Here is a 13,222-nt window from a genome sequence, read left to right on the forward strand (position 1 = left end):
GAAACCCGTGACATCCGCGTTTCACGAGATTCCTTTAACCTGGCGGAAACGAAACTAAGAGAGAGCTCTATGAACCCTGAGCGTTCCGAACGCATTGAAATCCCCGTATTGCCTTTGCGCGATGTGGTGGTTTATCCGCACATGGTCATTCCGTTGTTTGTTGGCCGGGAGAAATCGATTCGTTGCCTTGAAGCCGCGATGGATCACGATAAAAAGATCATGTTGGTGGCACAAAAAGAGGCTTCAACGGATGAACCCAGTATTAACGATCTTTTCTCGGTAGGCACGGTCGCCTCCATTCTGCAAATGCTGAAACTGCCGGACGGCACGGTCAAAGTGCTGGTCGAAGGGTTGCAGCGCGCGCGTATCACCACATTGTCTGACGGTGGCGAACACTTTGCCGCCCAGGCGGAATATCTCTCGTCGCCAGCGATTGAAGAGCGCGAGCAAGAAGTCCTGATGCGCACGGCGGTCAATCAGTTCGAGGGATACATCAAACTGAACAAGAAAATCCCGCCTGAAGTGTTGACCTCGCTGAACAGCATTGAAGATGCAGCGCGTCTGGCGGACACCATTGCCGCTCACATGCCGCTGAAACTGGCTGATAAGCAGTCCGTGCTGGAAATGTCTGATATTACGGAACGCCTCGAATATCTGATGGCGATGATGGAATCGGAAATCGACCTGTTGCAGGTGGAAAAACGTATTCGCAGTCGCGTGAAAAAGCAGATGGAGAAAAGCCAGCGCGAGTACTACCTCAACGAGCAGATGAAAGCGATTCAAAAAGAGCTCGGTGAGATGGACGATGCGCCGGACGAACACGAAGCGCTGAAACGCAAGATTGAAGCGGCCAAGATGCCGAAAGAAGCGCGGGAAAAAGCCGAAGCCGAGCTGCAAAAACTGAAGATGATGTCACCGATGTCCGCTGAGGCGACGGTGGTGCGCAGCTACATCGACTGGATGGTTCAGGTGCCGTGGAATGCGCGCAGCAAGGTGAAAAAAGACCTGGTCAAAGCGCAGGAAACCCTGGATACCGACCACTACGGTCTGGATCGTGTCAAAGAGCGTATTCTTGAATATCTCGCGGTACAAAGCCGTGTCAGCAAAATCAAGGGGCCGATTCTGTGCCTGGTCGGGCCGCCGGGGGTGGGGAAAACCTCTCTGGGGCAGTCCATCGCCAAGGCAACGGGGCGTGAATACGTGCGTATGGCGCTCGGCGGCGTGCGTGATGAAGCGGAAATTCGCGGTCACCGTCGTACTTATATCGGCTCACTGCCGGGCAAACTGATCCAGAAGATGGCCAAGATTGGGGTGAAAAACCCGCTGTTCCTGTTGGATGAGATCGACAAGATGTCGTCCGATATGCGTGGCGATCCGGCCTCTGCGCTGCTTGAAGTCCTGGATCCTGAGCAGAACGTCGCGTTCAACGACCACTATCTCGAAGTGGACTACGATCTGTCTGATGTGATGTTTGTTGCTACCTCTAACTCGATGAACATTCCTGCGCCGTTACTGGATCGTATGGAAGTCATTCGCCTGTCTGGCTACACCGAGGATGAGAAACTCAACATTGCCAAGCGCCATTTGCTGCCGAAGCAGATTGAACGCAACGCATTGAAGAAAGGTGAATTGACCGTCGATGACAGTGCTATCTCCGGGATTATCCGGTACTACACGCGTGAAGCTGGCGTGCGCAGTCTGGAGCGTGAAATCTCCAAACTGTGCCGCAAAGCGGTAAAAACGCTGTTGATGGATAAAACCGTTAAGCATATTGAGATTACGGGCGATAACCTTAAAGATTTCCTTGGCGTTCAGCGCTTTGACTATGGCCGCGCGGATGAAGAAAACCGTGTTGGGCAGGTCACTGGGTTGGCCTGGACGGAAGTCGGCGGTGATTTGCTGACCATTGAAACCGCGTGCGTGCCGGGCAAGGGGAAATTGACCTATACCGGTTCACTCGGGGAAGTGATGCAGGAATCTATCCAGGCGGCGCTCACCGTAGTGCGTGCGCGTGCTGAACGACTGGGTATCAATGCCGATTTCCATGAAAAACGTGATATCCACGTGCATGTGCCGGAAGGGGCAACGCCCAAAGATGGTCCAAGCGCTGGGATCGCCATGTGTACCGCGCTGGTTTCCTGCCTGACGGGTAACCCGGTGCGTGCCGATGTCGCGATGACCGGGGAAATCACGCTACGGGGTTTGGTATTACCGATCGGGGGCTTGAAAGAGAAGCTGTTGGCAGCCCATCGCGGTGGCATTAAGACGGTATTGATCCCTGACGAAAACAAACGCGACTTGGAAGAGATCCCGCCGAATGTGATCGCCGATCTGGACATTCACCCGGTTAAACGTATCGAGGAAGTGCTTGCGTTAGCGTTACAAAATCCGCCAGACGGTATGCAGCCGGAGCCTGTCAAGGCCAAGCGAGCGCCTGCCAAGGCGAAAGCGGTGCCCGCCAAGACCGTGAAAGAGTGACCTATCGCAAAAACCCTTGAGAAAAATCACGCTGGCAGCAGAAATGGCGCTTGCCAGCGTTTTTTTGTACCGCTAAGTTATGGCACTGTTAGTCTTAGCCAGTACGCTGTGCTAAGGTTTGACAGGATTGAAAAAAGCTACGTGTCGCGTTTTGGGGATATCCAGCGCGACAACAGGATTTCAGAGGGGATGAGAGAGTGAACAAGTCACAATTGATCGACAAAATTGCCGCAGATGCTGATATTTCCAAAGCGGCAGCAGGGCGTGTGTTAGATGCAATTATTGGTTCTGTTACCGATTCTCTGAAAGCAGGGGATGACGTTGCACTGGTAGGATTTGGAACGTTCTCCGTGCGTGAGCGTGCTGCTCGCACTGGGCGCAATCCGCAAACGGGCAAGGAAATCAGCATTCCAGCAGCAAAAGTACCGGGCTTCCGTGCCGGTAAATCGCTGAAAGACGCCGTTAACTGATTATCTCGTCACAGGTTTGTGCTGTAATCCGAGTACGTTACCAAACATTACCTGACGCCACGGTGTCGGTAAGGTAAGATAAGGGGCGCATCATTTTATGATGTGCCTTTTTTATGACGGGCGAACACTGCCCATCACCCTGCGGGGCGTCGCGTTGCGGCGTAACGTCTTTCCCGCTCCTCTCTCTGGCAGTTCATGCTCTGGCATTACGGTTCGCCAGCAGCGCAGGGAAGCGTGGTTTTAGCCAGCGCAGGGCGTGTTATCCATACTACAGCGGAGTGTTGTCACATTATGATGGACAATTTACGCGCGGCCGCTAATAACGTCGTGCTGAAAATTATTCTGGGCTTGATCGTCGCCTCCTTCGTATTGACGGGCGTGGGTGATTACCTTATCGGCGGTTCTAACGATTACGCCGCCAAAGTTAACGGGCAGGAAATCGGTCGTGCGCAGTTTGAACAAGCGGTGCAAAACGAGCGTAGCCGCATGCAGGAACAGTTGGGAGATAACTTTTCCGTGCTGGCAGGCAATGACGGTTATATGCAGCAGATGCGCCAGCAGGTGCTCTCACAGCTGATCGATGAGGCGCTGATTGACCAATACGCCCGCAAGCTTGGGCTCAACATCAGCGATGCACAGATCAAACAGGCAATATTCGCGGTTCCCGCTTTCCAGACCAATAACCAGTTCGATAACGAAAAGTACCTGGATCAGGTACGTCGTTTGGGCCTGACACCGGATCGCTATGCGGAATTGCTGCGTAAGCAACTGGTTACGCAGCAACTGATTCAGGGGCTGGGGGCGACGCAATTCTCGCTGCCAAAAGAGATCGACAGTCTGGTGGCGCAGGCCGCACAGGATCGTGTGGTGAGAACGGCAACGATTGACGTGGCCGCCATTGCCAAAACGCTCAACGTGACGGATGAAGAGATTAAGGGCTATTACGACAGCAACAAGAGCCGTTTTATCGACCCGGAAGCCTTCAAAGTCAGCTATCTGCTGCTGGATGCCGCACGCGTTATGGACAGTGTGAAACTCACTGATGCTGATATCGCGGCATTCTACGAGAAGAACAAGCAAGAATTTACACAACCTGAGCGTAAGCGCTTTAGCGTTATTCAGCTTAAAACCGAGGCGGACGCCCGTGCCGTGTTGGATGAGCTGAAAAACGGTGCCGATTTTGCCGCACTGGCAAAAGAAAAATCGCAGGATGTGGTCTCGCGCCGTAACGGTGGCGATCTGGGCTGGATGGATGCCAATGCCACGGTCGATGAATTGCAGCAGGCAAAACTGACCGAAAAAGGCCAAATATCCGAGCCAGTAAAATCCTCTGTGGGCTACCTGATTGTACGTCTGGATGACATCCAGGCCGCGCAGGTAAAACCGTTGAGTGCGGTGCGCGATGACATTGCGGTCAGAGCAAAACGTGAAAAAGCGCTGGATGAATTCTTTGCCGTGCAACGTAAAGTCAGCGAAGCGGCAAGCAATGACAATGAATCGTTGGCATCAGCGGAAGAAGCAGCCGGTCAAAAAGCCACTGCAACGGCCTGGTTTAGTCACGATCAAGTGCCTGCTGAGCTGAATTTCCCGCAGGTGACGCAGGCTATTTTTGGCGGCACCCTGTTAGGGGATAACGGTGCACCGGGCAGCAACTCCGATGTTATCGGCGTAGAGGGCGATCGCGCGATCGTGCTGCGTATCACCGATCACCGTGCAGAAACGCCGCGTCCTCTGGATCAGGTGCGTGACGAGATTGTACAAGTGCTGAAAGTGCAGAAAGCGCAGCAGCAGGCTAACCTACAGGCTGAAAAAATCCTGGTTGACCTGAAACAAGGTAAAGATGACTCGCTGAAAGCGGCCAACCTCAGCTTTAGTGCGCCAGAGACCTTGTCCTCCGTTTCTCAGGGCAACGTGTTGGCAGAAAGCGTGTTTGCCTTGCCCGTACCGCAAAAGGACAAGGTAAGCTATGGTGTTGCACGCGATCAGGCAGGCAATGTGGTACTGGTTGCGCTGGATAGCGTGAAACCCCACACCATTACTGATGAGCAGAAAGCACAGTTTACCAGCCAGGTTGAGCAGAGCGCGGTGACAACGCTGTTTGATACCTTGGTTTCCAGCTTGCGCACTGAAGCGACCATCAAATTAGGTGCCGCCGCTCAGGAGCAGCAACCGCAATAAGCGCAGCCAACGCATCTGCAACGTGAAGTATGAAGGGTATATGCATTAATTTGTAATCCGCTGTAATAACAAAAGGCCGCTTTCGCGGCCTTTTCCACATTTGCACGCTGTGGTTTGTGTCATCTCCCTTATTTCGGCACCCTGTACCTGCCAATTAATCAATAGGGAGATACCGTATGAAAAGGAAAGGAATGTCAGCGCTGTGTTTGTGTCTGGCCCTGGGATTATCCGCTTTCACAGGTGGGATACTGGCGAATACGGGAGATGCGGCAGCAAACAGCGGTGCCTCATCGGCCCCGGCAACCGCATCGACGCAGGACACCGTAAATATCAATACGGCGACCGCGCAGCAATTGACTCAGCTACAAGGGATTGGCGCGCGCAGAGCGGAGGCGATTGTTCAATATCGCGATGAGAATGGCCCTTTTACCGATATTGAACAGTTGCAGGAGGTGCCCGGCATCGGGCCGACGCTGATTGAGAACAACCGAGCCCGCCTCGTGTTGTAAGCATCAGATTGGTGGCAATCCTGCCCTCGGTTGCCATGCCTGCACGGCAGTGCGGTTATTCACTGCCGTTATTTTCTGCTAACCTTAGCAGCAGGTCCAACCAGTTTGTGGCGTTAATCTGTTTAGGAGTCATTACGTGGTGCATACCTTTATTACCGTTCGCGGCTTTCACATCGATGTCTATCAGCATGTTAATAACGCGCGCTATCTGGAGTTCATGGAAGAGGCACGCTGGCAATGGCTGGAGAATTTGCCCGCTTTCCAGTGGATGCAACAGCACGACATTGCGTTTATCGTGGTCAATATCAACATCAATTATCGCACCCCGGCGGTATTAGGGGACGTGTTGCGTATAGAAAGCGCGCTGTTGCACCTGAATGCCAAAAGTGGGGTGATTAGCCAAAAGATGGTGCGTACTGTGGATGAGGCTTCGGTGGTCGATGCTACCTTAACCTTCGTATGTATCGATCTGACAACGCAAAAGGCATTGCCGCTGGAAGGCGAGCTGCTGGCGCATTTGCAGGCGTTTATGCAGCCGCCATCACCCGAAGATTCAGCGGTAGCCTAGTGAGGGCGGGGTGCCAGGTGAGCGCCTGCTTGCCCCGCTATCCGGTGATATTATTGCAAACCTGTTTTGCGTTTCATTGATGCCATCACCCCGACCCGATCCTGTTGGTACTGCGCTAAGCCGTTTGCACGCAAATGGCACGCCGCACAGTGGCCGCAGCCGTCGCCCTGAATACCGTTGTAGCAGGTTAGCGTCTGGTTGCGTACCGTATCCAAATGGTGGTAGTGGTCAGCCAACGCCCAGGTTTCCGCCTTGTTGAGCCACATGAGCGGCGTAATAAACTGAATATCACGGGCGATACCGAGCACGATAGCCTGATTCAAGGCTTTGACAAACTCATCGCGACAGTCAGGATAGCCCGAAAAGTCGGTCTCACAGACGCCAGTGATCACCGATTGAGCACCGACCTGGTAGGCGTAAATGGCAGCCAGCGTAAGAAACAGAATATTGCGCCCGGGCACGAACGTGCTGGGAATGCCGGACGCAGAGGCGTCGTAATCCGGCACGGCGATATTGTCGCGCGTCAGGCTACTGACAGCCAACTCATTGAGTAAACCGACGTCCAGCACTTTGTGCGCTTTGGCACCCAATTGGTTGGCAAGCGCGCGCGCAATATCGATTTCCGCCCGGTGGCGCTGACCGTAATCGAATGTGACACAGTGCACTTCATCATACAGGCTAAGTGCCTGAATCAGGCAGGTGGTGGAGTCCTGCCCGCCGCTGAAAACGACAACCGCGCGTTTTGTCATTGCTGTACCTTTGATGCTCAAGGGCAATGTGCCCTGTGTGACGTAAAAGGTACATGCTATAGCAAAACCGCGTCGTTTTCAGCGTTAACGCGGTATCAGGCCAAAATCAGCTCGGGCTGACGTTGCACTTGCCCTGCGTTGAGCTGTGCCAGATACGGGCTGATATCGCCGATGTGTTGCGCTACCCATTCGGCGTTGTAATAGGTATCCAGATAACGCTCCCCGCTGTCGCACAGCAAGGTGACAATCGCCCCTTGTTTGCCCTGCGCACGCATCTGGTTAGCCAGTTGCAACATGCCCCAGACGTTAGTACCGGTGGATGCGCCTACCTTGCGCCCCAGAATGCCCTCCAGCCAATACAGGGTGGCAATGCTGGCCGCATCCGGCACCTGCATCATGCTGTCGATCACGTCAGGAATAAAAGACGGTTCTGCGCGTGGGCGACCAATCCCCTCAATTTTACTGCTGCAATGCCCCGTCAGAGCGCGGTCACGCTGGTGGTAGTAGTCAAAAAACACCGAGTTCTGCGGATCAACCACCATCAACTGTGAGTCGATACCCTGATAGCGGATGTAGCGCCCTAAGGTGGCTGAGGTGCCGCCAGTGCCTGCACTCATCACGATGTAATCGGGAACCGGATAGGGTTCACGCGCCATCTGACGGAAAATGCTGTCAGCGATATTGTTATTGCCGCGCCAATCGGTAGCGCGCTCGGCATAGGTAAACTGATCCATATAGTGACCGTTCAGTTCACGGGCCAGTTGCTCCGATGCGGCGTAAATCTGACTGGATTGCTCAACGAAGTGGCAGTGTCCACCGTAGAAGGTAATCTGTTCCACTTTACGTTTGGCGGTACAGCTGGGCATCACGGCAATAAAAGGCAGGCCCAACAGGCGGGCAAAATAGGCTTCCGAGATAGCTGTGCTGCCGGAGGACGCTTCAATAATGGGCGTGCCTTCCTTTATCCAGCCGTTACACAAGCCATACAGAAACAGGGAGCGCGCCAGACGATGTTTCAGGCTGCCGCTCGGGTGCGTGCTTTCATCTTTGAGATAGAAGTAAATCCCTGGATAGTGCGGTAACGTCAGGCGAATCAGATGGGTATCGGCTGAACGCTGAAAATCCGCTTCGATAGCGCTAATGGCCTGTTTCACCCATGCCGTTGTCATGATATTGCTCTCTTTACCTGTTTTGCATTTATAGGGATAGCCTATCCGTTTTTGCAGAAAAAAGGATTGTTTTTTTAAACTTCAATTGGTGTTTTAAGGGTGTGAATTTCTTTTATATTTCTTTATTGGAGATTATTTTTCTCTTATTTTGAATTTATATGGAAATTAACGTGTTTTTATCGTCCTGGCGAGCGATGATAGAATGAAAAAGAGCGGGTTTTCCCGCACTTTGGTTGCCTTTTCATTCTGTTGCGCGTGAAATAGGGTAAAAATGATTCTGGAATGCCGCTATGCTGGATAAAATCGATCGTGCACTGCTCAACCTGTTGCAACATGACTGCACCTTGTCGTTGCAAACGCTGGCCGATGCGGTGCATTTGACATCGACCCCCTGCTGGAAACGTCTAAAACGTCTGGAAGAAGAGGGCTATATCCGTGCTCGCGTTGCGTTGCTGGATAATGAACGTCTCGGGCTGGGGTTGACGGCTTTTGTGCTATTAAAAACGCAGCAGCACAATAGTGCCTGGTATGAAAAATTTTCCCAAGTGGTGTCCGATATGCCCGAAGTGTTGTCCTTTTATCGCATGGCGGGAGAATATGATTACCTGATGCAGGTTCAGGTCGCCGACATGAAAAGCTATGATAATTTTTACAAACGTTTGGTCAGTGGCATTCCCGGCCTGATTGATGTGACCTCCAGTTTTGCCATGGAGCGGATAAAGCACACCACCGCACTCCCGATCGTGCCATGATGAATCTCCTCTCTGAGATTCTGCCTTTGGAACAGCGCTTGCCGCCTTGCTGCAACCCGAATTATTTCGGGTATAAATGATGACGCGCATAAGCTTTCTGTATAATGGGCCTGTGATGTTTCGCAGCCCTTTCTGGAAAATGGAATAACAACAGCGTGCGACTTTTTGCTCAATTGGCCTGGTATTTTCGTCGAGAATGGCGGCGATACCTCGGGGCCGTGGTTCTTCTTATCATTATCGCCATCCTGCAACTGCTGCCACCCAAGCTGGTTGGTGTGATTGTGGATGGCGTTACGCGCGATGTGATGCCAGCGGCGACGGTGATGAAATGGATCGGCGTGATGCTGCTGATCGCCGTCATGGTGTACCTGTTGCGTTACGTGTGGCGCATCTTTCTGTTTGGCGCTTCATACCAGTTGGCCGTGGAGCTGCGTGACGATTTCTACCGCCAGTTGAGCCGCCAGCATCCTGCCTTTTATCTGCGCCATCGCACCGGCGATCTGATTGCCCGTGCCACTAACGATGTCGATCGCGTGGTGTTTGCCGCCGGGGAAGGGGTGTTGACGCTGGTGGATTCCATGGTAATGGGATGCGCGGTGTTGGTGGTGATGAGTACCCAAATCAGCTGGCAGCTTACGCTGTTGGCGCTGTTGCCGATGCCCATCATGGCGTTGGTGATCAAACACTATGGTACGCAACTGCACCAGCGCTTTAAGGGCGCGCAGGCGGCCTTCTCTTCGCTTAACGATCAGGCGCAGGAAAGCCTGACCAGTATTCGCATGATCAAAGCCTTTGGGCTGGAGGATTACCAGTCGAACCGTTTCGCAGCTGTGGCTGAGGATGCGGGGCAAAAAAATATGCACGTAGCTCGGGTCGATGCGCGTTTCGATCCGACGATTTATATCGCCGTCGGTTGCTCGCACCTGCTTGCCGTTGGCGGCGGCAGTTGGATGATTATTCAGGGGACGTTGACGTTAGGACAACTGACCAGTTTCGTGATGTACCTGGGCCTGATGATTTGGCCGATGCTGGCGCTGGCGTGGATGTTCAACATCGTGGAGCGCGGTAGTGCGGCTTACGGGCGCATTCGTCAACTGTTGAATGAAGCCCCGGTGGTAGCAGACGGTGAAGCATCACTGCCACCGGGCCGCGGTAGCCTGGAGGTTGATATTCACGCCTTTGCTTATCCGCAACAGTCGCGTCCGGTGCTCGACCGGGTGGCGTTCACGCTCGCGCCGGGCAACATGCTGGGACTGTGTGGCCCCACCGGTTCTGGTAAAAGTACGCTGTTGGCCTTGATCCTGCGCCATTACGATCTTGATGACGGCGAGATTCGTTTTCATGGTCTCCCACTCGCGACGCTGAATCTGGATAGCCAGCGCCAACGTTTTGCGGTGGTCGGGCAAACGCCATTTTTATTCTCTGACACGGTGGCGAACAATATTGCACTCGGCAACCCCGGTGCCACGCTGGCGCAGATTCAACATGCTGCACGTCTGGCCAGCGTCCATGACGACATTACGCGCTTACCGCAAGGCTATGAAACGCAAGTGGGTGAGCGCGGCGTGATGCTTTCCGGTGGACAAAAACAGCGTATTGCCATTGCGCGCGCGCTGCTGCTGGACGCGGAGATCTTGGTCCTTGATGATGCGCTGTCGGCGGTTGATGGGCGCACCGAGCACCACATTTTGCAAAACCTGAAACGTTGGGGGGAGAAACGCACCCTGATTATCAGCGCGCACCGTCTTTCTGCCCTCACCGAAGCCGACGAAATTCTGGTTTTGCAGCAGGGTAGCGTGGCGCAGCGCGGCAACCATGGCGCGTTAGCGTCGCAAGCCGGGTGGTATCGCGACATGTTTCGCTATCAGCAGTTAGAGGCGGCGCTGGATGAAGAGCCGGTCAAGGGAGAGATGACAATTGGCTAACGCAAAGCAGTTATGGCCGACGTTAAAGCGGCTGTTGGCGTATGGTTCCCCGTGGCGGAAATCCCTGTTGTTGGGCGTGGTGATGCTCTGGGTGGCGGCGGCGGCCGAGGTGGCTGGACCCGCGCTGGTGAGCTATTTCATCGATCATCTGGTAGCAAAAGGCAATATTCCTCTGGCAATGGCGGGGGGCTTGGCGGCGGTTTACATCCTGCTGCAATTGTCCGCCGCGCTATTGCATTATGTGCAATCGCTGCTGTTCAACCGCGTTGCGGTCGGGGTAGTGCAACAGTTGCGTATTGATGTGATGGATGCCGCGCTGCGCCAACCGTTAAGTACCTTTGATACGCAACCGGTGGGGCAACTGATTTCCCGCGTAACCAACGATACCGAAGTGGTGCGCGACCTGTATGTCACCGTGGTTTCTACTGTGCTGCGCAGCATGGCGCTGATCGGTGCGATGCTGGTCGCCATGTTCACCCTTGATTGGCGCATGGCGCTGATTGCCGTGATGATATTTCCCGCAGTGGCTATCGTGATGGCGGTCTACCAGCATTTCAGTACGCCGATTGTGCGGCGACTGCGCCGCTATCTGGCGGACATTAATGATGGTTTCAATGAAGCGATCTCGGGCATGTCGGTGATCCAGCAGTTCCGCCAACAGTCGCGCTTTGGTGACAAACTGGGGGCCTCAAGCCGTGCGCATTTCCAGGCGCGGATGCAGACGCTGCGTCTGGATGGCGTGCTGTTGCGCCCGCTATTGAGCCTGTTTTCCGCCATGGTGCTGTGCGGGCTGTTGATTCAGTTTGGTTTCAGCTCGGTGGGCACGGTAGGCGTTGGCGTGCTCTATGCCTTTATCAGCTATCTGGGGCGTCTTAACGAGCCGCTGATTGCGCTGACCACCCAGCAGTCCATGTTACAGCAGGCGGTGGTGGCCGGTGAGCGTATCTTTGAACTGATGGATGCGGTACAGCAGTCCTACGGCGAAGATACACGCCCATTAGCGGCGGGCAGCATCGAGATGGACAACGTTTCTTTTGCCTACCGGGATAATCAGCGTGTCCTGAACCATATCAGCATGCAGGTGCCAGCGCGCGGCTTTGTGGCGTTGGTGGGGCACACCGGCAGCGGCAAGAGCACGTTAGCGAGTTTGCTGATGGGGTATTATCAGCCGGATGAAGGGGAAATTCGTCTCGATGGCCGTCCGCTGACGTCGTTATCCCATCAGGTATTACGACAAAATGTCGCAATGGTGCAACAAGACCCCATGGTTCTGGCGGATTCACTCTATACCAACGTTACGCTGGGGCGTGATATTCCTGAAGCGGATGTGTGGCGCGTGCTGGAGATTGTGCAGCTCACTGCGCTGGCAACGGCACTGCCCGAGGGCATACACACCACCATCGGCGAGCAAGGTAATACGCTTTCTGTCGGGCAGAAGCAGCTCCTTTCTCTGGCCCGCGTGCTGGTGAAACCGCCCAAAATACTGATTCTCGACGAAGCGACGGCCAACATTGATTCCGGCACCGAGCAAGCGGTTCAGCGCGCATTGCGTCTTATCCGTCACCACACCACGCTGGTGGTGATTGCGCATCGTCTTTCCACCGTGGTCGAGGCTGACAACATACTGGTGCTACATCATGGTGAAACGGTAGAGCAGGGCGCACACGAGCAATTACTGCAACGTCGCGGGCGTTACTACCAGATGTATCAACTGCAACTGGCGGGGCAGGAGTTGGCTGCCAGCGAGGATGAACCGGTTTCCGTCGTCTGACAAAAGACACACTGCCTGTCGCTGTCGTTTTTTATCCGCGCACCATCAACAGGCAGATGATTTTCATTTTTCCATGTCATGCACCGCAATTACGCGTCATGCACCAAATGGGTGCGTGACCTGTGCGCAACATCACATCTTTATCCTTTCCTTTTACTTCGCCAGCCGTGTTCCACGTTATTTCCCCGCGCAATTATCGGTTCCTTTCATTTGTGGCACAGCCTTTGCTTTATCCCTGTCGTGAAGGTTATTCGAAATGGTGGCGGGCGTAAGTCTGAACTCAATTGGTAAGGGGAAGATAATGAAACTGGTTACTGTGGTGATAAAACCATTCAAGCTGGAAGATGTGCGTGAAGCCTTATCTTCTGTCGGCATCCAGGGGCTCACCGTCACTGAGGTGAAGGGATTTGGACGCCAGAAAGGCCATGCCGAGCTGTATCGCGGCGCTGAATATAGCGTCAACTTTTTGCCGAAAGTGAAAATTGATATTGCCATCGCTGACGATCAGGTTGATGAAGTCGTTGATGTGATTAGTAAGGCGGCTTACACCGGTAAAATTGGCGACGGTAAGATTTTTGTTGCTGAACTGCAACGCGTTATCCGTATTCGTACGGGCGAAACTGACGACGCCGCACTGTAATGCCTGGCTGACG

11 protein-coding genes are annotated in these 13,222 nt (G+C 53.8%); 9 read left to right on the forward strand and 2 right to left on the reverse strand.

What is annotated here, in order from left to right; translation table 11 throughout:
• Positions 1 to 69: 69 nt before the first annotated feature.
• From lon to J5069_RS16680, 5 genes are all read left to right on the forward strand, one after another.
• A complete protein-coding gene (gene lon, locus J5069_RS16660) occupies positions 70 to 2,478 on the forward strand; it encodes an endopeptidase La (protein ID WP_264644937.1) in 2,409 nt (802 codons plus the stop codon).
• Between the two features lie 197 nt (positions 2,479 to 2,675).
• The gene (gene hupB / locus J5069_RS16665) at positions 2,676 to 2,948 is read left to right on the forward strand and encodes a nucleoid-associated protein HU-beta (protein WP_195315237.1); all 273 of its coding nucleotides are present in this window, start codon (positions 2,676 to 2,678) and stop codon (positions 2,946 to 2,948) included.
• A gap of 291 nt (positions 2,949 to 3,239) precedes the next feature.
• On the forward strand, positions 3,240 to 5,126 hold the full coding sequence (gene ppiD / locus J5069_RS16670) for a peptidylprolyl isomerase (RefSeq protein ID WP_264644938.1): 1,887 nt from the start codon (positions 3,240 to 3,242) through the stop codon (positions 5,124 to 5,126).
• Between the two features lie 176 nt (positions 5,127 to 5,302).
• On the forward strand, positions 5,303 to 5,635 hold the full coding sequence (locus J5069_RS16675; protein ID WP_264644939.1) for a ComEA family DNA-binding protein: 333 nt from the start codon (positions 5,303 to 5,305) through the stop codon (positions 5,633 to 5,635).
• 139 nt (positions 5,636 to 5,774) lie between these two features.
• Positions 5,775 to 6,203, forward strand: coding sequence for an acyl-CoA thioesterase (locus tag J5069_RS16680; RefSeq protein ID WP_264645081.1), 429 nt, complete (start codon positions 5,775 to 5,777; stop codon positions 6,201 to 6,203).
• Between the two features lie 50 nt (positions 6,204 to 6,253).
• Here J5069_RS16680 and queC read toward each other — a convergent pair whose 3' ends face one another.
• Both queC and J5069_RS16690 read right to left on the reverse strand, forming a co-directional pair.
• Entirely contained in the window at positions 6,254 to 6,952 is a 699-nt protein-coding gene (queC, locus tag J5069_RS16685) for a 7-cyano-7-deazaguanine synthase QueC (protein ID WP_264644940.1), read from the reverse strand.
• 95 nt (positions 6,953 to 7,047) lie between these two features.
• The gene (locus tag J5069_RS16690) at positions 7,048 to 8,121 is read right to left on the reverse strand and encodes a PLP-dependent cysteine synthase family protein (RefSeq protein WP_319801684.1); all 1,074 of its coding nucleotides are present in this window, start codon (positions 8,119 to 8,121) and stop codon (positions 7,048 to 7,050) included.
• A 290-nt stretch (positions 8,122 to 8,411) separates the two neighbouring features.
• Here J5069_RS16690 and J5069_RS16695 point away from each other — a divergent pair, with 290 nt between their 5' ends.
• The 4 genes from J5069_RS16695 (at position 8,412) to glnK (ending at position 13,209) form a co-directional block, all read left to right on the forward strand.
• Positions 8,412 to 8,873, forward strand: coding sequence for an Lrp/AsnC family transcriptional regulator (locus J5069_RS16695; RefSeq protein WP_264644941.1), 462 nt, complete (start codon positions 8,412 to 8,414; stop codon positions 8,871 to 8,873).
• Between the two features lie 155 nt (positions 8,874 to 9,028).
• Positions 9,029 to 10,798: a SmdA family multidrug ABC transporter permease/ATP-binding protein gene (locus tag J5069_RS16700; protein ID WP_264644942.1), complete on the forward strand. Its 1,770-nt coding sequence runs from the start codon at positions 9,029 to 9,031 to the stop codon at positions 10,796 to 10,798.
• The gene (locus tag J5069_RS16705; protein WP_264644943.1) at positions 10,791 to 12,569 is read left to right on the forward strand and encodes a SmdB family multidrug efflux ABC transporter permease/ATP-binding protein; all 1,779 of its coding nucleotides are present in this window, start codon (positions 10,791 to 10,793) and stop codon (positions 12,567 to 12,569) included. Before J5069_RS16700 ends, J5069_RS16705 begins: the two co-directional genes overlap by 8 nt.
• 301 nt (positions 12,570 to 12,870) lie before the next feature.
• Positions 12,871 to 13,209: a P-II family nitrogen regulator gene (glnK, locus tag J5069_RS16710; RefSeq protein ID WP_195315229.1), complete on the forward strand. Its 339-nt coding sequence runs from the start codon at positions 12,871 to 12,873 to the stop codon at positions 13,207 to 13,209.
• The last annotated feature ends 13 nt before the right edge of the window (positions 13,210 to 13,222 follow it).

Source organism: Candidatus Symbiopectobacterium sp. NZEC127, from assembly GCF_025962675.1.
In the GTDB taxonomy this organism is placed as follows: domain Bacteria; phylum Pseudomonadota; class Gammaproteobacteria; order Enterobacterales; family Enterobacteriaceae; genus Symbiopectobacterium.

Coding starts and splice junctions, on each gene's coding strand:
- J5069_RS16690 (WP_319801684.1), bottom strand. CDS start 8,121: ATGACAACGGCATGGGTGAAACAGGCCATTAGCGCTATCGAAGCGGAT.
- J5069_RS16695 (WP_264644941.1), top strand. CDS start 8,412: ATGCTGGATAAAATCGATCGTGCACTGCTCAACCTGTTGCAACATGAC.
- lon (WP_264644937.1), top strand. CDS start 70: ATGAACCCTGAGCGTTCCGAACGCATTGAAATCCCCGTATTGCCTTTG.
- glnK (WP_195315229.1), top strand. CDS start 12,871: ATGAAACTGGTTACTGTGGTGATAAAACCATTCAAGCTGGAAGATGTG.
- J5069_RS16675 (WP_264644939.1), top strand. CDS start 5,303: ATGAAAAGGAAAGGAATGTCAGCGCTGTGTTTGTGTCTGGCCCTGGGA.
- queC (WP_264644940.1), bottom strand. CDS start 6,952: ATGACAAAACGCGCGGTTGTCGTTTTCAGCGGCGGGCAGGACTCCACC.
- ppiD (WP_264644938.1), top strand. CDS start 3,240: ATGATGGACAATTTACGCGCGGCCGCTAATAACGTCGTGCTGAAAATT.